Origin of the sequence: Methylobacterium sp. 1030, assembly GCF_040544715.1 — a bacterium.
Lineage (GTDB): Bacteria > Pseudomonadota > Alphaproteobacteria > Rhizobiales > Beijerinckiaceae > Methylobacterium.
Genome location: NZ_JBEPKM010000002.1, coordinates 104837 through 122901, shown reverse-complemented (window position 1 = coordinate 122901; position 18065 = coordinate 104837). Strand labels below are relative to the sequence as shown.

Here is an 18065-nt window from a genome sequence, read left to right as displayed (position 1 = left end):
GAGATGGCGGTTCTGGTGACGGGGGGTGCCGGCTACATCGGCAGCCACATGGTGCTGGCGCTCCTCGACGCCGGCCATGAGGAGGTCGTCGTCCTCGACGATCTCTCCACCGGCTTCGACTGGGCGGTCCCAGAGGGTGTGAAGCTCGTCGTCGGCGACGTGGCCGACCAGGCCCTCGTGACACAGACCATCCTGCAGCACCGCATCGATGCCCTGGCCCACTTCGCCGCCAAGATCGTCGTGCCCGAATCCGTAGCCGACCCCCTGGGCTACTACCTCGCCAACACGGTGAAGACCCGCGCGCTGATCGAGGCGTCGGTGCGTGCCGGCGTCAAGAATGTCATCTTCTCCTCGACCGCGGCCGTCTACGGTGAGCCCGAGGCCTCGCCGGTTCCCGAGGACCTGCCGCTGAAGCCGATCAATCCCTACGGCCGCTCGAAGCTGATGAGCGAGTGGATGATCGCCGACGCCGCCGCGGCGCACGGCTTCTCCTACGTGGTCCTGCGCTACTTCAACGTCGCCGGCGCGGATCCGGAGGGACGGTCCGGCCAGTCGACGCCCAACGCCACGCACCTGATCAAGGTGGCCACACAGGCAGCGCTCGGCCAGCGCGCCCGGCTCGACGTCTTCGGGACCGACTACCCGACCCCGGACGGGTCGTGCCTGCGCGACTACATCCAGGTCTCGGACCTCGCGGAGGCGCATCGCCTCGCCCTCGACCATCTGCGCTCCGGTGGCGAGAGCCTGACGCTGAACTGCGGCTACGGGCGCGGTTATTCGGTCCTCGAGGTCGTCGAGGTCGTGAAGCGGATCTCGGGCCGCGACTTCGAAGTGCGGCTGTGCCCGCGCCGGCCCGGCGATCCGGCCCAAATCGTCGCCGAGGCGGCGCGCATCCGCGATCGCCTGGGCTGGCAGCCCCGGCACGACGACCTCGACGCCATCGTCGGCCAAGCCCTCGCCTGGGAAGAACGCCTGGAGAAGCGCAATCGGATCTGACCGGATGCATTCCCGTCGATGGATCCTGGCCGCGGCGGCGTGCCTCGCGACCGGCCCGGCCCGCGCCGAGGACGCCTTCCGGGCGTTCGTCGAGGCCCTGCGTCCGGACGCGGCGGCGCGGGGCGTCTCCGCCGCGACCTTCGACGCGGCGTTCCGCGGGATCACAGGACCTGATCCCGGTATCCTGGCGCGAACCCGCCGCCAGAGCGAGTTCAGCCGGCCTGTCTGGGAGTACCTCGTCGGCGCGGTCTCGGCCGGCCGCATCGCGCGCGGTCGCGACCGCGCCGCCACCCTCGCGTCGACCCTGACGGCGATCGAGGCCCGCTACGGCGTTCCGGGTCCGGTGGTGATGGCGTTCTGGGGCGTCGAGTCGGATTTCGGAGCGAGTGCGGGCAGCGTCCCGACCGTCCGGGCGCTGGCGACGCTCGCCGAGGCGCGGCACCGCGGCAGCCTGTTCCGCGACGAGCTCCTCGCCGCCCTCACGATCCTGCAGCGCGGCGACATCGCGCCCGACCGGATGAGCGGCAGCTGGGCTGGCGCGATGGGTCAGGTGCAATTCCTGCCCTCCACCTACCTGGCCCACGCGGTCGACTTCGACGGCGACGGCCGGCGCGACATCTGGACCAGCGCGGCGGATTCGCTGGCCTCGATCGCCGCCTATCTCAAGGATCTCGGCTGGAATCCGACCTTTTCCTGGGGCTACGAGGTGCGCCTGCCGAAGGAGTTCGACCTGAGCCGCTACGCGGGCGATCTCGCGAGCTTCGCCGAGCGCGGCGTTCGCCGCACCGACGGGCAGCCGCTGCCGGGGGCCGGGCGCGCCAGCCTGTTCCTGCCCGGAGGCCTCGGCGGGCCGGTCTTCCTGATCACCGATAATTTCGAGGTGGTCCGGGGCTACAACACATCGGATTCCTACGCGCTGGCAGTGGGTCACCTTGCCGACCGCCTCGCCGGCGGTCCGCCGCTGGCCGCGCCGTGGCCCGCCGGAGCCCGCCTCGACGGGCCGGGCCTCCGCGCCCTGCAGACCGGCCTCGCGGCTTCCGGCTTCTACGACGGGCCGACGGATGGACGCGCGGGCCCGAAGCTGCGCGAGGCGGTGCGGCGCTATCAGATCAGCGTCGGATTGCCGGCCGACGGGTACGCGACGCCGGCCCTGCTCGCCCGCGTGGCCGGGAAGGCAGCGCCGCGACGCTGAGCCCGGCGAGAGGTTTAGACCCGCGCGCGGCTTCCACCTATAGTGGCCGCGGTCCGAACGGGCCCGGTTCGGCGTAAAGCGTACGGGATGCGCATGGTCCTCGCTCGTCGGCGTCCTTCGGAACGCCCCCTCATCCTCGGGCTCTCGGTCCTGTTGGGGCTCGCGGAGGTGTCGACCTTCGGGGGCGGTCCGGCCTGCGCGCAGTGGGGCGACAGCTACCAGCAGCAGCAGGGCGGCACCTATTACCAGGCGCCGCCGCGCCGGCGGCCGCGGGACGCCTATTACCGCGACGACGGGACGTCCGGGCGCCAGCCCCGCTACGCACCGCAGCAGGAGGCGCCGCGCCAGTTCTACTGGCCCTGGGAGGACAGGCCGCAGCCGGTGGCGCCGCAGCCGGAGCGCACCTACCGGGCCCCGCGCCAGCGAACCAATCCCTACGCGACCGGAGAGGCGCAGCGTCCGCCTCCCGCGGTGAAGCGGCGGGTCCGTCCGGCCCGGGCGCCGACACCGCCGAAGCCCGCGGTCGCCAAGACCGAGCCGAACGTCCAGATCGCCGTCTTTGGCGATTCCCTCGCCGACCATCTCGCCAAGGGCCTCGACGACGTGTTCGAGGACAATGCCGACGTCGCCGTGATCGACCGCGCGAAGGGCGACAGCGGTCTGGTGCGCAAGGACGTGGTCGACTGGCCGAAGGTCGCGCAGGACTACCTCCAGAGCAACGCGAAGGTGCGCTACGCCCTGGTGATGTTGGGCGCCAACGATCGGCAGCCGATCCGCGAGGGCGACGAGACGGCCGATCCCCTCACGGACCGCTGGCGCGCCCTCTACCGCGCCCGGGTGGAGGCGCTGGCGAAAGTCTTCACCGACCGCAAGATCCCGCTGATCTGGGTCGGGCTGCCGCCGGTCCAGAGCGAGTCCCTGAGCCGGGACCTCGCTTCCCTGAACGACATCGTCCGGGACACCGTTACCAAGGCCGGCGGGACCTACGTCGATATCTGGCCGGGCTTCGTCGACGACCGGGACCGGTACGCCGCGTCGGGCCCGGATCCGGAAGGCCAGATCGCCAAGCTCCGTACCGCGGACGGTGTCCATTTCACCAAGGCGGGCGATCGGAAGCTGGCCCACTTCGCCGATGTCGAGCTGAAGCGGCTGATGGGCGCGGTGCCGGGCACGGCCGAGCCGTCGCCGACCGCGACCGTGGCGCCGACCGCACCGCCCGCGACACCCGGGCCGAGCCTCGACGGTACCGCGCCGGCCACCGATACCGCAGCGATCGATCGTCAGATCACCGCGATGCTGCCGAGCCTGCCGGAGCCGCCCGGCGTGCCGGCGCTCCCGGTGAAGCCCGCGGCCGGCCCCGTGGTACCGTTGAGCCGGAGCGAGGTGTCGCCCGGCGGCGCGCTGCTGAATGGGCGTCCGCGCGATCCGGACAATTCCGGGACCGTGGAGCGGACGCTGCTGCGCGGCAACGCGCCGATGCCGCAGCCCGGCCGAGCCGACGATTTCCGCTGGCCGCCGGGCTGAGCCGGGCGGGCCCTTCGCGCGCGCTCAGCAGGCCGTCAGCGCGGCAGGACGCTCGCACCCATCAGCATCTCGTCGATGGCGCGCGCCGCCTGACGGCCCTCGCGGATCGCCCAGACCACCAGGGACTGGCCGCGCCGCATGTCGCCGGCGGCCCAGATCTTCGCGTCCGACGTGCGGTAGTCGTCCTCGTTCGCCTCGACATTGCCACGCTTGTCGACGCCGACCCCGGACTGCTCCAGCAGACCCTTCTGGACCGAGCCCGCGAAGCCGATCGCCATGAAGACGAGGTCGGCCGGCAGCACGAACTCGGTGCCGGCGATCGGCTGGCGCTTGGCATCGACGCGGGCGCAGACCACGCCGGTGAGCTGGCCCTTCTTGTTCCCCTCGAGCCGCAGGGTCGCGGCCTGGAACTCGCGCTCCGCGCCCTCCGCCTGGCTGGACGAGGTCCGCATCTTGGTCGGCCAGTAGGGCCACACGGTGAGCTTGTCCTCCCGCTCCGGCGGGCGCGGGCGGATGTCGAGCTGCGTCACCGACAGGGCCCCCTGGCGGAACGCGGTGCCGACGCAGTCGGAGGCGGTGTCGCCGCCGCCGATGACCACCACGTTCTTGCCGGCGGCCAGGATCGGCTGCTCGCCGTTGCCGCGCATCGGCTCGGCGCTCACGCGCCGGTTCGACTGGACGAGGTAGGGCATCGCGTAGTGGACGCCCTCGAGGTCCTGGCCGGGAAGCTGCGGGTTGCGCGGATCCTCGGCGCCACCGCAGAACATCACGGCGTCGAACTCGGCCTTGAGCTCGTCGACCGACTTCGTCACACCGATGTTCTGGTTGTAGTGGAAGACGACGCCCTCGGCCTCCATCTGGCGCACGCGCCGGTCGATGTGGCGCTTCTCCATCTTGAAGTCCGGGATGCCGTAGCGGAGAAGGCCACCCGCCTTCGGCTCGCGCTCGAACACGTGGACGTCGTGCCCGACGCGGGCGAGCTGCTGCGCCGCCGCCATACCGGCCGGTCCGGAGCCCACGATCGCGACGCGCTTGCCGGTGCGGGTCTGCGCCGGCTCGGGCTTCACCCAGCCCATGTTCCAGGCGCGGTCGGCGATCGCCTGCTCGATCGTCTTGATGGCGACCGGCTGGTTCTCGAGGTTGAGCGTGCACGCCTCCTCGCAGGGCGCGGGGCAGACGCGGCCGGTAAACTCCGGGAAATTGTTCGTCGAGTGGAGGTTGCGGGACGCCTCCTCCCAATCCGACTGGAAGACGAGGTCGTTCCAGTCCGGGATCTGGTTGTGGACCGGGCAGCCCGTCGGCCCATGGCAGAACGGGATGCCGCAATCCATGCAGCGCGCGGCCTGTTTCGTCAGGTCGTGCTCGTCGAGCGGGAGCGTGAACTCGCGGAAGTGCCGGACTCGGTCGGCGGCGAGCTGGTACTTCTGCTCCTGCCGGTCGAACTCGAGGAAGCCTGTGATCTTGCCCATTGGTCAGCCCCTGGGCCGGCCAGTCTCTGACTGCGCTGCCCTCGTCGTCGTCTCGTGTGGGTGCGTGACCGGGCGGGAGCCCGCCCGGTCTCAGGAAGCCGCCTACTCGGCGGCCACCGGCATCCGCGCCATCTCCATCTCGCGCAGCGCCCGGCGGTACTCCACCGGCATCACCTTCACGAACTTGGTGCGGTAGCCGCTCCAGTCGTCGAGGATCGCCTTGGCGCGGGGGCTGCCCGTGTACTTGAGATGGTTGGTGATAAGCTGCGTCAGCCGCTCCTCGTCGTGCCCGGACATGTCGGCCAGGATGTCGACCCGCCCCTTGGTCTCCAGGTCGCCGTCCTGATGGAAGCGACGCATCAGGTCGTCCTCCTCCTCGACCGGCTCCAGGTCGACCATCGACAGGTTGCAGCGCGCCGAGAAGGAGCCGTCCTCATCGAGCACGTAGGCGATGCCGCCCGACATGCCGGCCGCGAAGTTGCGCCCGGTCTCGCCGATCGACACGACCACGCCGCCGGTCATGTACTCGCAGCCGTGGTCGCCCATGCCCTCGACCACCGTGATCGCGCCGGAGTTCCTGACCGCGAAGCGCTCGCCCGCGGAGCCGCGGATGTAGCACTCGCCCGCGATCGCCCCGTACAGCACGGTGTTGCCGACCATGATGGTCCGGTCCTGCGGCGACTTCAGCGCGTCGCTCGGCCGGATGATCAGCTTGCCGCCCGACAGGCCCTTGCCGACGTAGTCGTTGCCGTGGCCGGTCAGCTCGACGGTCACGCCGGCCGCCACCCAGGCGCCGAAGCTCTGGCCCGCCGTGCCGGCGAGCTTCACCACGATCGTGTCGTCCGGCAGGCCCTCGTGGCCGTGCGCCTTGGCGACCATGCCGGAGAGCATCGCGCCCGCCGCCCGGTCCGAGTTCCGGATGGTGTCGGTGATGACCACCGGCTCGCCGGTCTCGATCGCGTGCTGCGCCTTCTCGATCAGGCGCCGGTCGAGGACCGTGTCGATCGGGTGGTGCTGCACCTCCACGTGGCGGATCGCCGTGCCCTCGGCCACCTTCGGCCGGTGGAACAGCTTGGTGAAGTCGAGCCCGCGCGCCTTCCAGTGAGCGATGGCCTCGACCTTGTCGAGCACGTCGGAGCGGCCGACCGCCTCCTCCAGCTTCGTGAAGCCGAGCGAGGCGAGGATCTCCCGCACCTCCTCGGCCACGAAGAAGAAGTAGTTCACCACGTGCTCCGGCGTGCCCTTGAAGCGCTTGCGCAGCACCGGGTCCTGGGTGGCGACGCCCACCGGGCAGGTGTTCAGGTGGCACTTGCGCATCATGATGCACCCGGCCGCGATCAGCGGGGCGGTCGAGAAGCCCATCTGATCGGCGCCGAGGAGCGCCGCGATGATCACGTCGCGCCCCGTCCGGATGCCGCCGTCGGCCTGCAGGGCGACGCGCCCGCGCAGGTTGTTGAGCACCAGCGTCTGCTGGGTCTCGGCCAGCCCGGTCTCCCAGGGTCCGCCCGCGTGCTTGAGCGAGGTCAGCGGCGCCGCACCGGTGCCGCCGTCGAAGCCCGAGATCGTGATGTGGTCGGCGCGCGCCTTGGCGACACCGGCCGCGACCGTGCCGACGCCGACCTCGGAGACGAGCTTCACCGACACGTCCGCCGACGGGTTCACGTTCTTCAGGTCGAAGATCAGCTGGGCCAGATCCTCGATCGAGTAGATGTCGTGGTGCGGCGGCGGCGAGATCAGGCCCACGCCCGGGGTGGCGTAGCGGACCTTGGCGATCTTGGCGTCGACCTTGTGGCCGGGCAACTGGCCGCCCTCGCCGGGCTTGGCGCCCTGCGCGACCTTGATCTGCATCATGTCGGAATTGACGAGGTACTCCGTCGTGACGCCGAAGCGCCCGGAGGCGACCTGCTTGATCGCGGACCGGCGCGAGCGCCCGTCCGGCAGCGGCTTGAACCGCTCGACCTCCTCGCCGCCCTCGCCCGAGTTCGAGCGGCCGCCGAACGAGTTCAGCGCGATGGCGAGCGTCTCGTGCGCCTCCTTGGAGATGGAGCCGTACGACATGGCGCCCGTGGCGAAGCGCTTGACGATCTCGGAGGCCGGCTCGACCGAGTCCAGCGGGACCGGCGCGCGACCGAGCTCGGCGGCGGACTTGATGCGGAACAGGCCGCGGAGCGTCTTAAGCTGGTGCTCCTGGCGGTTCACCAGCTCGGCGTATTCGCGGTAGCGCTCCGGCACGTTGAGGCGCACCGCGTGCTGCAGCGTCGCCACCGTGTCGGGCGTCCAGGTGTGGGTCTCGCCGCGCAGGCGGTAGGCGTACTCGCCGCCAACATCCAGGGCGTTCCGGTAGACCGGCGCGTCGCCGAAGGCGTCGCGGTGTCGGCGCGCGGTCTCCTCGGCGATCTCCGCCATGCCGACGCCCTCGATGGTCGTCGCCGTGCCGAAGAAGTCGCGGCCGACGAAGGTCGAGTTCAGGCCGACCGCGTCGAAGATCTGCGCGCCGCAATAGGACTGGTAGGTGGAGATGCCCATCTTGGACATCACCTTCAGCAGGCCCTTATCGATCGCCTTGATGTAGCGGTAGATGATCTCGTCGTCGGTGAGGTCCGGCGGGAACTCGTCCTTCATGTCGAGCAGCGTCTCGAAGGCGAGGTACGGGTTCACCGCTTCGGCGCCGTAGCCGGCGAGACAGGCGAAGTGGTGCACCTCGCGCGGCTCGCCCGACTCGACCACGAGGCCGACCGAGGTCCGGAGCCCCTTGCGGATCAGGTAATTGTGCACGGACGCCGTGGCCAGCAGCGCCGGGATCGGGATCCGATCCGGCCCGACCGCCCGGTCGGTGAGCACGATGATGTTGTAGCCGCCGCGCACCGCCGCCTCGGCGCGGTCGCAGAGGCGGTCGAGCGCCCCGTCCATGGCCGCCGCGCCGGTCTCGGCCGGGTAGGTCATGTCGAGGGTCTTGGTGTCGAACCGATCCTCGAAATGGCCGATCGAGCGGATCTTCTCCAGATCGGCGTTGGTGAGGATCGGCTGGCGGACCTCCAGGCGCTTGCGCCGGGACGCACCCTCCATGTCGAGCAGGTTCGGCCGCGGCCCGATGAACGAGACGAGGCTCATCACGGCCTCCTCGCGGATCGGGTCGATCGGTGGGTTCGTGACCTGCGCGAAGTTCTGCTTGAAGTAGGTGTAGAGGAGCTTCGACTTCTCGGAGAGGGCCGAGAGCGGCGTGTCCGTGCCCATGGAGCCGACCGCCTCCTGGCCGGTGACGGCCATGGGCTGCATCAGCAGCTTGAGATCCTCCTGCGTGTAGCCGAAGGCCTGCTGGCGATCGAGCAGGCTCACGTCGCCGCGGGACTCGCGCGGCTGAACCGGTCGCAGGTCCTCCAGGACGATCTGGGTGTTCTTCACCCACTCGGCGTAGGGATGCGCGGCGGCGAGCTCGCCCTTGATCTCCTCGTCGGAGACGATGCGGCCCTTCTGCAGGTCGATCAGCAGCATGCGGCCCGGCTGCAGGCGCCAGGACTGGACGATCTTCTCGTCCGGGATCGGCAGGGTGCCCATCTCGGAGGCGAGCACCACGAGGCCGTCGTCGGTGACGATGTAGCGCGCCGGGCGCAGGCCGTTGCGGTCGAGGGTGGCGCCGATCTGGCGGCCGTCGGTGAAGGCCACGGCGGCGGGACCGTCCCACGGCTCCATCAGGGCGGCGTGGTACTCGTAGAAGGCGCGCCGCTCCTCGCTCATGAGCGGGTTGCCGGCCCAGGCCTCCGGGATGAGCATCATCATCGCGTGGGCCAGCGGGTAGCCGCCCTGCACGAGGAACTCGAGAGCGTTGTCGAAGCAGGCCGTGTCGGATTGGCCCTCGTAGGAGATCGGCCACAGCTTCGAGATGTCGTTGCCGAACAGGTCGGAATCGACGCTCGCCTGGCGGGCCGCCATCCAGTTGACGTTGCCGCGCAGCGTGTTGATCTCGCCGTTATGCGCGACCATCCGGTAGGGGTGCGAGAGCCGCCAAGTCGGGAAGGTGTTGGTGGCGAAGCGCTGGTGGACGAGGGCGATCGCCGAGACGAAGCGGTCGTCCTTCAGGTCCAGGAAGTAGCCGCCGAGCTGCGTGACCAGCACCATGCCCTTGTAGACGATGGTCCGGGTCGAAACGGAGACCGGGTAGAACTCCTTCACCCGCGGGTCGTCGAGGCCGTAGACCTTGTTGGAGATCACCTTGCGGGCGACGTAGACCCGGCGCTCGAACGCGTCCTGGTCGGTGACCGAGGCGGGCCGGCCGATGAAGACCTGACGGTGGTGCGGCTCGGTCGCCTTCACGGCGTCGCCGAGATCCTCCGGATCCACCGGCACGTCGCGCCAGCCGAGGAGCGGCAGGCCCTCGGCGGCCAGGGACGATTCGACGATCTCCTGGATGATCGCCCGCGGCTCCTCCGCCTTCGGCATGAAGAACTGTCCGATGGCGTACGAGCCCGCCGGCGGCAGCTCGAAGCCGAGGCGCGAGCACTCCTCGGCGAAGAAGCCGTGCGGGATCTGCGTGAGGATGCCGCAGCCGTCGCCCATCTTGGGATCGGCGCCCACCGCGCCGCGATGATCGAGGTTCTCCAGGATCTTCAGACCCTGCTCGACGATCGCGTGGGTCCGGCGGTCGTGCATGTCGGCGATGAAGCCGACGCCGCAGGCGTCGCGCTCGTGGGCCGGATCGTAGGAACCCTGGGCTTTCGGGAGGGCGGGGTCGCGCACGATGAGCGGCATCGCGCCGCCGCGCGGGGCGGCAGCCTGGGCCGTGGACGCAGCAAACTCTTCGGCGGGTCTGCGTTGTGACATGCTTCGTCTCGTCCTTCCCTCGAACCCGTCCGCAGCCAAGAACCCGCGAGCATGTTTCATGCCCGCAAGCCGTCGGCGCCACGCGCCCGGCCTCTTGCCGCAGGCCATCCGGCCGGTCCGGGAGGACACGTCCGTCGGCCTGCGTTCATCGAGGACCCGGACCGCTCGGAGAGCGGTGCGCTGGCGCGCCCGTGTCCGTCTGCCGAAACTTCTCGCCCGCGCGCGAGACGGCGACGGCCGGGATGCACGGCCGATGGGACAGTTGTGCTGTCCTAAGTCGCGAAACTGCCAGATTGAAATGTTTTCAGCAAGAGACTGCAGGCCGCGACGGTGTCGCCGCTCTGGATGATGGGCCGGGATCCGCTCCGCGCCTCCGCAATCTCGCCCGAATCGCGGGATCTACGGGTCGTGCCGAGCACAAGCGGCATGCGGGGCAACGACCTCGCCGGCATGGTCGAGGTCCGGGTCTACCGGCCCGGACCATGCCGGAACCGGACACGAACCGGACACTCTGCCGGGTCTCCAAACCCAGAACGCACAAGAGTGACGATGACGAGCAGAGCCGCTGCGCGCTTCCCACGCCCGATGAGCCGGACGCTTCGCGCCGCGTGCCTGTCGGCGCTCGCTCTCTTGGGCGCATCGGGCGGCGCGCGCGCGCAATTCGCCTTCGAGGAGGAGGTCCTTCCGCCTCGCGTCGTCGCTTGGCGCCTCGCAGATCGCGGGTTCAGCGGCCTGAGCCGCCCGCGCTTCGACGGGCGGGTCTACGTGGTCGACGCCGTCGGTCCCGCCGGCGCGCCCGTCCGGCTGTTCGTCGATCCCATGACGGGCGGGATCGTGGGCCGCCGGCCGATCGGTGCGCCCGAGACCGTCGCTCGGCTGGAGCGACCCGCACCGGGCTTCGGCTGGACCGAGGACGAGGTCGTGCCCCGCCGCGCGATGCGTCCGGTCCCGCCCGAGGACGGTCCGATGGCTCGACCCCAGCGCCGGCCGGGCACCGAGGCCCTGCGGCCCGAGGCCAATCCCGAAGGCGTGAATCCCGACAGCGTCGGCCGGACCGCTCCGCCCAACGCTCCGCCAAAGCGGGTCGCGCGCGGAGCGCTCGCCCGGACGCCGGAGCTGAAGCCGCCGCCCCGCACGTCTCCCGAGGCACCGGCCCCCAAGCTCCCGCCGGCCGATACGGCCAAGGCGGATCCGAACGCCGGTCCCGCGCCCGAGACCAAGGCGGCGGCGATCGAGAAGGCCCCGGCCCCGGTTCCCGCTGCGCGACCCGCCGCGCCGTCGAAGCCGGCCGACGCCGCCGTGGCCGAGACGGCCAAGCCGGCCGCGAAGGATTGGAAGGATCCGCCCACGGACAAGAAGCCGGTTCGGGTGATCGGCGGCGCGACCATCGTCCCCGGCCAGGCCGAGTGAATTCGGCGGACGGAACCGGCGCGTCACGCGCCGTCCGTCAGCCGCTCGGCTCCCGTGAACACCGTCACGGTGTCGGCCCGCGCGATGGCGCAGAGCGTCATGCCGTAGGACCGGGCTCGGTCGAGGGCCAGCGACGTCGGCGCCGAGATGGCGACGATCACGGCCGCGCCGAGCCGCGCGGCCTTCTCGACCATCTCGTACGAGCAGCGGCTGGTGATGACCAGGAAACCCGAGTCCGCGGGCGTCCCGGTCCGCATCAGGGTGCCGATCAGCTTGTCCAGAGCGTTGTGGCGGCCGACATCCTCGCGCACAGCCGCGAGGCCGCCGTCGAGGCGCGCCCAGGCCGCGGCGTGGACCGCGCGCGTCTCCGCGCCGAGGCGCTGGGCGCTGTCGAGATTCGACAGGGCGCGGGCGATGGCGGGCAGCCCGACCCGGACCTCGGAGTCCGCCCGCTTACCGGCCTGCGGCAGTTGCGCCAAGTCCTCGATGCCGCAGACCCCGCAGCCGGTGCGGCCGCTGATGGCGCGCTTGCGCGCCAGATGCTCGCGGAGCCGGCCCGGCGCGAGATCGACGTGAAGGCGCAGGCCGTCCGGCGCCGTCTCGACGCGGGTCGCGCGGATCTCCTCCGCGCTGTCGACGATGCCCTCCGTCAGGCTGAAGCCGTAGGCGAAATCCTCGAGGTCGGCGGGCGTCGCCATCATCACGGCGTGCGGCACGCTGCCGTAGACGAGGTTGACCGGCGCCTCGACGGCCAGCGCCCGCGTGTCCGGCCTCGGCGCCGAGCCCGTATAGGTCATCACCTGCATCGGCGCCGGCACTGCGCAGGGCAGAGGACCGGAGGTGGGGCTGCCGGTTTGGGTGGACATCTCGAACTCCGCAGGCGTGGCACGAACGCGTCGCGACGCTTCATCCCCGGCGCGACGTGACAGGGAACGATTTCGCCGGCCCCTAGTGCGCCGACGCCACGAGGCGCCGTCAACTGGCGGGAAAGCGCGCGATGCGACGCTTGTGCGGTTGCACGTGGCCGGCCCTTGTGGTCTGAAGCGCCGGTCGGATAATGCCGGGTGACACAACCGGTACTCCGTCACGTCGGTACAATCCCGCACGCGTTCAAGACGGGGAGGTCCGGCGGCAGCCAGACAGTTTCAGGGGAGCCACGAGAGGCAGATGCGGACGGTGCGGACGATCAACCGGTCACTCTGGAGCCTCGCCGCTCTCGGCGCCCTGCTCTTCCCGATATCCGGCGCGCAGGCCGCGGGCTTCGGTCAGCCCGTGCCGTGGGAGATGGACCGGCAGATCCCGGTCACCGAGAACGCGCGCGACATCCTGAACTTCGAGATCGGCCTGCACTGGCTGTCCCTCGCCATCTCGGTGTTCGTCCTCGGGCTCATCCTGTGGTGCGTCTACCGCTTCGGCGAGAAGCGGAACCCGACGCCGTCGCGCACCACGCACAACACCGCCATCGAGGTCGCCTGGACGATCGTGCCGGTGCTGATCCTGGTCGCCGTGGCGATCCCGTCCTTCCGCCTGCTGCGCACGCAGCTCTCGGACCCGAAGGCCGACATGATCGTCAAGGTCGTCGGCCACGCCTGGTACTGGTCCTACGAGTACCCGCAGACCGAGGCCGGCGGCGGCTTCACGTTCGATGCCAACATCGACGAGGACAAGCAGCCGCGCCTGCTCCAGACCGACAACGAGATGGTCGTTCCGGTCAACAAGATCGTGAAGATCCAGGTCACCGCCGCCGACGTGCTGCATTCCTGGGCGATGCCGGCCTTCGGCTTCAAGATCGACGCCGTCCCCGGCCGCCTGAACCAGATGTGGTTCAAGGCCGACAAGGAGGGCACCTTCCACGGCCAGTGCTCCGAGCTGTGCGGCCAGCGCCACGCCTACATGCCCATCGTGGTCCGCGTGGTCAGCGAGCAGGCCTACGCCGACTGGCTGAAGGAGGCGAAGACCAAGTACGCCCGCATCGACAACGGCACGAGCTTCGCCGAGGCCCGCTGAGCCCCGGCTGATCGAACAGACCCCATCAGATCCACAAGGCATTCGAATCCATGGCTACAGCCGCAGCCCATGCCGGGGCCCATGAGGTCCACGACCACAAGCCGTCGTTCTTCGCCCGCTGGTTCCTGTCGACGAACCACAAGGACATCGGCACCCTCTACCTGCTGTTCGCCTTCTGCGCCGGAATCATCGGCGCGTTCCTCTCCTTCGGCATCCGGATGGAGATGGAGGCGCCCGGCCTGCAGTATTTCTCGAACCCCGCGACCTACAACGTGTTCGTCACGGGCCACGGGCTCATCATGGTGTTCTTCATGGTGATGCCGGCGCTGATCGGCGGCTTCGGCAACTGGTTCGTGCCCCTCATGATCGGCGCGCCCGACATGGCATTCCCGCGCATGAACAACATCTCGTTCTGGCTGACGGTGGCGGGCTTCTGCTCCCTGCTCTGCTCGCTGTTCGTCGAGGGCGCGCCCGGCGCGTCCGGCGCCGGCACCGGCTGGACCGTCTACCCGCCGCTCTCCACCGCCGGCCATCCCGGCCCGGCCGTCGACTTCGCGATCTTCGCGCTCCACCTGTCGGGCGCGGGCTCCATCCTCGGCGCGATCAACTTCATCACCACGATCCTGAACATGCGCGCCCCGGGCATGACGCTGCACAAGATGCCGCTCTTCGCCTGGGCCGAGCTGGTGACCGCGTTCCTGCTGCTGCTCTCGCTGCCGGTGCTCGCGGGCGCCATCACGATGCTGCTGACCGACCGCAACTTCGGCACGACCTTCTTCGACCCGGCCGGCGGCGGTGACCCGATCCTGTACCAGCACCTGTTCTGGTTCTTCGGTCACCCCGAAGTGTACATCATGATCCTGCCGGCCTTCGGCATCGTGTCGCACATCATCGCCACGTTCTCGCGCAAGCCGGTCTTCGGCTACCTCGCGATGGCCTACGCCATGGTGGCGATCGGCGTCGTCGGCTTCGTCGTGTGGGCGCACCACATGTACACGGTCGGCCTGTCGCTGCAGACGCAGTCCTACTTCGTGTTCGCCACGATGGTGATCGCGGTCCCGACCGGCGTGAAGATCTTCTCGTGGATCGCCACCATGTGGGGCGGCTCCATCCGCTTCACCGCCGCCATGCACTGGGCGGTGGGCTTCATCTTCCTGTTCACGGTCGGCGGCGTCACCGGCGTCGTGCTGGCCAACTCGGCGGTCGATAAGTACCTGCACGACACCTACTACGTGGTCGCGCACTTCCACTACGTGCTGTCCCTCGGGGCCGTGTTCATCATCTTCGCCGGTGTCTACTACTGGTTCCCGAAGATGACCGGTCACATCATCCCCGAGTGGGCCGGCAAGCTGCACTTCTGGCTGGCCTTCATCGGCGCGAACGTCCTGTTCTTCCCGATGCACTTCCTGGGCCTCGCCGGCATGCCGCGCCGCTACGCCGACTACCCGGACGCATTCGCCCAGTGGCACAAGGTGTCGACCTACGGCGGCCACATCTTCGCGCTCGGCATGTTCGTGTTCGTGATCGGCGTGATCCTCGCCTTCCGCTCGAAGGAGCGGGCCGCGGACAACCCGTGGGGCGAAGGCGCCACCACCCTCGAGTGGACGCTCTCCTCCCCGCCCCCGTTCCACCAGTTCGAGACGCTGCCCCGCATCGTCGACGAGCCCGGCGCGCACTGATAGAGATCCCGCGAGGGCCGCGTCCGCGGCCCTCGCCCTTCCCCGGAGGCCGGTCGGCCGACCTCCCGGCAAGGGCGAGCGATGAGGGCGACCCGCACGGGCCGAGGGAGAAGTCCCGGGCCCCGCTCACGCCGATCCTTGGAACACGTCGATTTCGAGACACGACTCGGCCGTGACGCGCGCGGCCGGGCGCCGACACAGCAGCGGCAGACGCGATGACGAGCCTGACGAACACGATCGGACCGGACGTTCCTGCCCCGGCACTCACGACCGCCGGCGGCGACGTTCCGGACTACTTCGCCCTGCTGAAGCCGCGGGTGATGGTCCTCGTGATTTTCACCGCACTGGTCGGAATGGTGGTCTCGCAGGGCCACGTGCAGCCGGCCATCGGCGCGATCTCGCTCCTCGCCATCGCGGTCGGCGCCGGTGCGTCCGGCTGCCTCAACATGTGGTGGGACGCCGACATCGACGCGGTCATGAGTCGGACCGCCACCCGGCCGATCCCGTCGGGCCGGATCACCTCCCAGGAGGCACTGGGCTTCGGACTGTTCCTCTCGGTCGCCTCCGTGGTGGTGCTCGGGCTCGCCGCCAATCTCCTGGCCGCCGCGCTCCTCGCCTTCACCATCGTGTTCTACGCCGTGGTTTACTCGATGTGGCTGAAGCGGGCGACCGCGCAGAACATCGTCATCGGCGGCGCCGCCGGAGCCCTGCCGCCTGTCATCGGGCAGGCGGTGGTGACCGGGTCGGTCGGCGTCGAGTCGCTGATCCTGTTCGCCATCATCTTCATCTGGACCCCGCCGCACTTCTGGGCGCTGGCCCTGATCAAGGCCGACGAGTACGCCCGCGCCGGCATCCCGATGATGCCGAACGTCGCCGGTCCCGCCTCCACCCGCCGCCAGATCGTCTGGTACTCGCTGCTCCTCGCACCCCTCGGCCTCGTGCCGGTGGCCCTGGGCTTCGGCGGCCTCGTGTACGCGGTGGTCGGCCTCGTGGGCGGCCTCGGCATGGTAGCGTTCAGCATCCGCGTGCTGCGGAACCGCGAGGGCGATGCCGAGCGGCGCGCCGCCATGGGCATGTTCGGCTTCTCGATCCTCTACCTGTTCGCGCTGTTCTCGGCGCTCCTGGCCGAGCAGAGCTTCGGCCTGTTCCGCCCGGTCCTGGGTTGAGCGCCATGGCGGATCCCGAGATCCAGTACCGGCCGCTCACGCCCGAGCAGGAGGCGCGCCGCCGCAAGCGCTCGATCGCGATCGCGCTAGCGCTGGGAGCCTGGGTCCTGCTGTTCTTCGTGCTGACGATCGTCAAGCTCGGCCCTCAGATCCTGACCCGGCCGCTCTGAGGCGCTCCCGATGACAGTTCCTCCATCAGGATCGAACCGAGCCGCCACGCGCACCGCCCTCGCCTGCGCGGGTCTCGCCGTGGGCATGATCGGCCTCGCCTTCGCGTCGGTGCCGCTCTACGACGCCTTCTGCAAGGCGACCGGCTACGACGGCACGCCCCGGCAAGGACCGGCCCTCTCGGCCTCCGCGGCGCGGACCGACGACAGCATGGTCGTCCATTTCGACACCAACGTCGCGCCGGGGCTGCCCTGGAAATTCATCCCGGAAGTGAGCAGCGTCGAGGCGAAGCTCGGTGAGACCAAGACGGTCTTCTTCCGCGTGCAGAACACCGGCAGCACGCCCTCGGCGGGTGTGGCGACCTTCAACGTCCAGCCCGGGTTGATGGGTGGTTACTTCGTCAAGATCGCCTGCTTCTGCTTCAATGAGCAGACGCTCCAGCCGGGCGAGACGCTGGACGTGCCGGTGGTGTTCTACGTCGATCCGGCCGTTCGGGACGACTCGAACACCGCGCATCTCTCGGAGATGACGCTGTCCTACACGTACTTCGCCTCCAAGAACGGTCAGCCCGTGAAGGCGGCGGTGGCGAAATCGTCTTCCTCGGGAACGAAGGGCGATTTCTGATCGCGGACCCGTGACAACACGGGGCCGCAGCGACTAAAGCTGCGAGCAAGCTTGGGTGTGGTGCGTGCCGCGCCCGGCCTAGGGCAAGCAACGAACAGCGTTAGGCCGGGAACGGTGCAGGGCGCGAGGGTGAGGAGCGACGGGACGATGGCCGAGGCGCACGCCAAGAATCACGACTACCACATCCTGAATCCGAGCCCGTGGCCGTTGATCGGGGCCTTCTCGGGCTTTCTCATGGCGTTCGGCGCCGTGTTCTGGATGAAGAGCCTCACGATCGGCACCCTGGCTCCTGGTCCCTACATCTTCGGGGCCGGCACGATCGGCGTCCTCTACACCATGTTCTCGTGGTGGAAGGACGTCGCGCACGAGGCCAATTCCGGCGACCATACCCGCGTCGTCCAGCTTCACCACCGCTACGGCATGATGATGTTCATCGCCTCCGAGGTGATGTTCTTCGTCGCGTGGTTCTGGGCCTACTTCGAGGCCGCCCTCTACACCGCCGACCCGATCCAGGTCTCGCGCGTGGAGTTCACCGGCGGTGTCTGGCCGCCGAAGGGCATCGAGGCGTTCGATCCCTGGCACCTGCCGCTCCTGAACACGCTGATCCTGCTGACCTCGGGCACCACCGTCACTTGGGCGCACCACGCGCTGATCGAGGGCGACCGCAAGGGCCTGAAGTACGGCCTGTGGCTGACGATCATCCTCGGCGTTCTGTTCACCGCCTGCCAGGCCTACGAGTACAGCCACGCCGAGTTCGGTTTCTCGGGCAGCATCTACTCGTCGACCTTTTTCATGGCGACGGGCTTCCACGGCGCCCACGTCATCATCGGCACGATCTTCCTGGCGGTGTGCCTGTTCCGCGTCTACGCGGGCCAGTTCACCCCGCGTCAGCACCTCGGCTTCGAGTTCGCCGCTTGGTACTGGCACTTCGTCGATGTCGTGTGGCTGTTCCTGTTCGCCGCCATCTACGTGTGGGGTTCGGGGGTCTTCCACGGCGGCGGCGCTCACTGAG

Annotated in this window: 13 protein-coding genes; 10 read left to right on the top strand and 3 right to left on the bottom strand. The window is 69.6% G+C overall.

The window, feature by feature from the left end:
- Nucleotides 1-3 precede the first annotated feature (3 nt).
- The 3 genes from galE to ABIC30_RS02760 all read left to right on the top strand — a co-directional run bounded on the left by galE (nucleotide 4) and on the right by ABIC30_RS02760 (nucleotide 3712).
- Nucleotides 4-996: a UDP-glucose 4-epimerase GalE gene (galE, locus tag ABIC30_RS02770; RefSeq protein WP_020091419.1), complete on the top strand. Its 993-nt coding sequence runs from the start codon at nucleotides 4-6 to the stop codon at nucleotides 994-996.
- Between the two features lie 4 nt (nucleotides 997-1000).
- Nucleotides 1001-2188: a lytic murein transglycosylase gene (locus tag ABIC30_RS02765; protein WP_020091418.1), complete on the top strand. Its 1188-nt coding sequence runs from the start codon at nucleotides 1001-1003 to the stop codon at nucleotides 2186-2188.
- Nucleotides 2189-2281: 93 nt separating this feature from the next.
- Nucleotides 2282-3712 carry an SGNH/GDSL hydrolase family protein gene (locus ABIC30_RS02760; RefSeq protein ID WP_051123716.1) on the top strand — a complete coding sequence of 477 codons (1431 nt, stop codon included), beginning with the start codon at nucleotides 2282-2284 and terminating at the stop codon, nucleotides 3710-3712.
- 35 nt (nucleotides 3713-3747) lie between these two features.
- Here ABIC30_RS02760 and ABIC30_RS02755 read toward each other — a convergent pair whose 3' ends face one another.
- The gene (locus ABIC30_RS02755) at nucleotides 3748-5181 is read right to left on the bottom strand and encodes a glutamate synthase subunit beta (RefSeq protein WP_020091416.1); all 1434 of its coding nucleotides are present in this window, start codon (nucleotides 5179-5181) and stop codon (nucleotides 3748-3750) included.
- Between the two features lie 102 nt (nucleotides 5182-5283).
- Nucleotides 5284-9999 carry a glutamate synthase large subunit gene (gltB, locus tag ABIC30_RS02750; RefSeq protein WP_026604664.1) on the bottom strand — a complete coding sequence of 1572 codons (4716 nt, stop codon included), beginning with the start codon at nucleotides 9997-9999 and terminating at the stop codon, nucleotides 5284-5286.
- Between the two features lie 549 nt (nucleotides 10000-10548).
- Between gltB and ABIC30_RS02745 the strand changes: the two genes are divergently transcribed.
- A complete protein-coding gene (locus ABIC30_RS02745; RefSeq protein WP_244435389.1) occupies nucleotides 10549-11409 on the top strand; it encodes a hypothetical protein in 861 nt (286 codons plus the stop codon).
- Between the two features lie 23 nt (nucleotides 11410-11432).
- Here ABIC30_RS02745 and fdhD read toward each other — a convergent pair whose 3' ends face one another.
- Nucleotides 11433-12206: a formate dehydrogenase accessory sulfurtransferase FdhD gene (gene fdhD / locus ABIC30_RS02740; protein WP_020091413.1), complete on the bottom strand. Its 774-nt coding sequence runs from the start codon at nucleotides 12204-12206 to the stop codon at nucleotides 11433-11435.
- A gap of 370 nt (nucleotides 12207-12576) precedes the next feature.
- Here fdhD and coxB point away from each other — a divergent pair, with 370 nt between their 5' ends.
- The 6 genes from coxB to ABIC30_RS02710 all read left to right on the top strand — a co-directional run bounded on the left by coxB (nucleotide 12577) and on the right by ABIC30_RS02710 (nucleotide 18064).
- Complete coding sequence (gene coxB, locus ABIC30_RS02735; RefSeq protein WP_056522032.1) at nucleotides 12577-13416, top strand: cytochrome c oxidase subunit II; 840 nt, start codon at nucleotides 12577-12579, stop codon at nucleotides 13414-13416.
- Between the two features lie 50 nt (nucleotides 13417-13466).
- Nucleotides 13467-15095, top strand: coding sequence for a cytochrome c oxidase subunit I (gene ctaD, locus ABIC30_RS02730; protein WP_020091411.1), 1629 nt, complete (start codon nucleotides 13467-13469; stop codon nucleotides 15093-15095).
- 215 nt (nucleotides 15096-15310) lie between these two features.
- On the top strand, nucleotides 15311-16261 hold the full coding sequence (locus ABIC30_RS02725; RefSeq protein WP_020091410.1) for a heme o synthase: 951 nt from the start codon (nucleotides 15311-15313) through the stop codon (nucleotides 16259-16261).
- Nucleotides 16262-16266: 5 nt separating this feature from the next.
- A complete protein-coding gene (locus ABIC30_RS02720; protein ID WP_020091409.1) occupies nucleotides 16267-16431 on the top strand; it encodes a cytochrome c oxidase system small membrane protein in 165 nt (54 codons plus the stop codon).
- 10 nt (nucleotides 16432-16441) lie between these two features.
- Nucleotides 16442-17053 carry a cytochrome c oxidase assembly protein gene (locus ABIC30_RS02715; protein WP_026604661.1) on the top strand — a complete coding sequence of 204 codons (612 nt, stop codon included), beginning with the start codon at nucleotides 16442-16444 and terminating at the stop codon, nucleotides 17051-17053.
- Nucleotides 17054-17200: 147 nt separating this feature from the next.
- The gene (locus ABIC30_RS02710) at nucleotides 17201-18064 is read left to right on the top strand and encodes a cytochrome c oxidase subunit 3 (protein ID WP_020091407.1); all 864 of its coding nucleotides are present in this window, start codon (nucleotides 17201-17203) and stop codon (nucleotides 18062-18064) included.
- Nucleotide 18065: the final 1 nt, after the last annotated feature.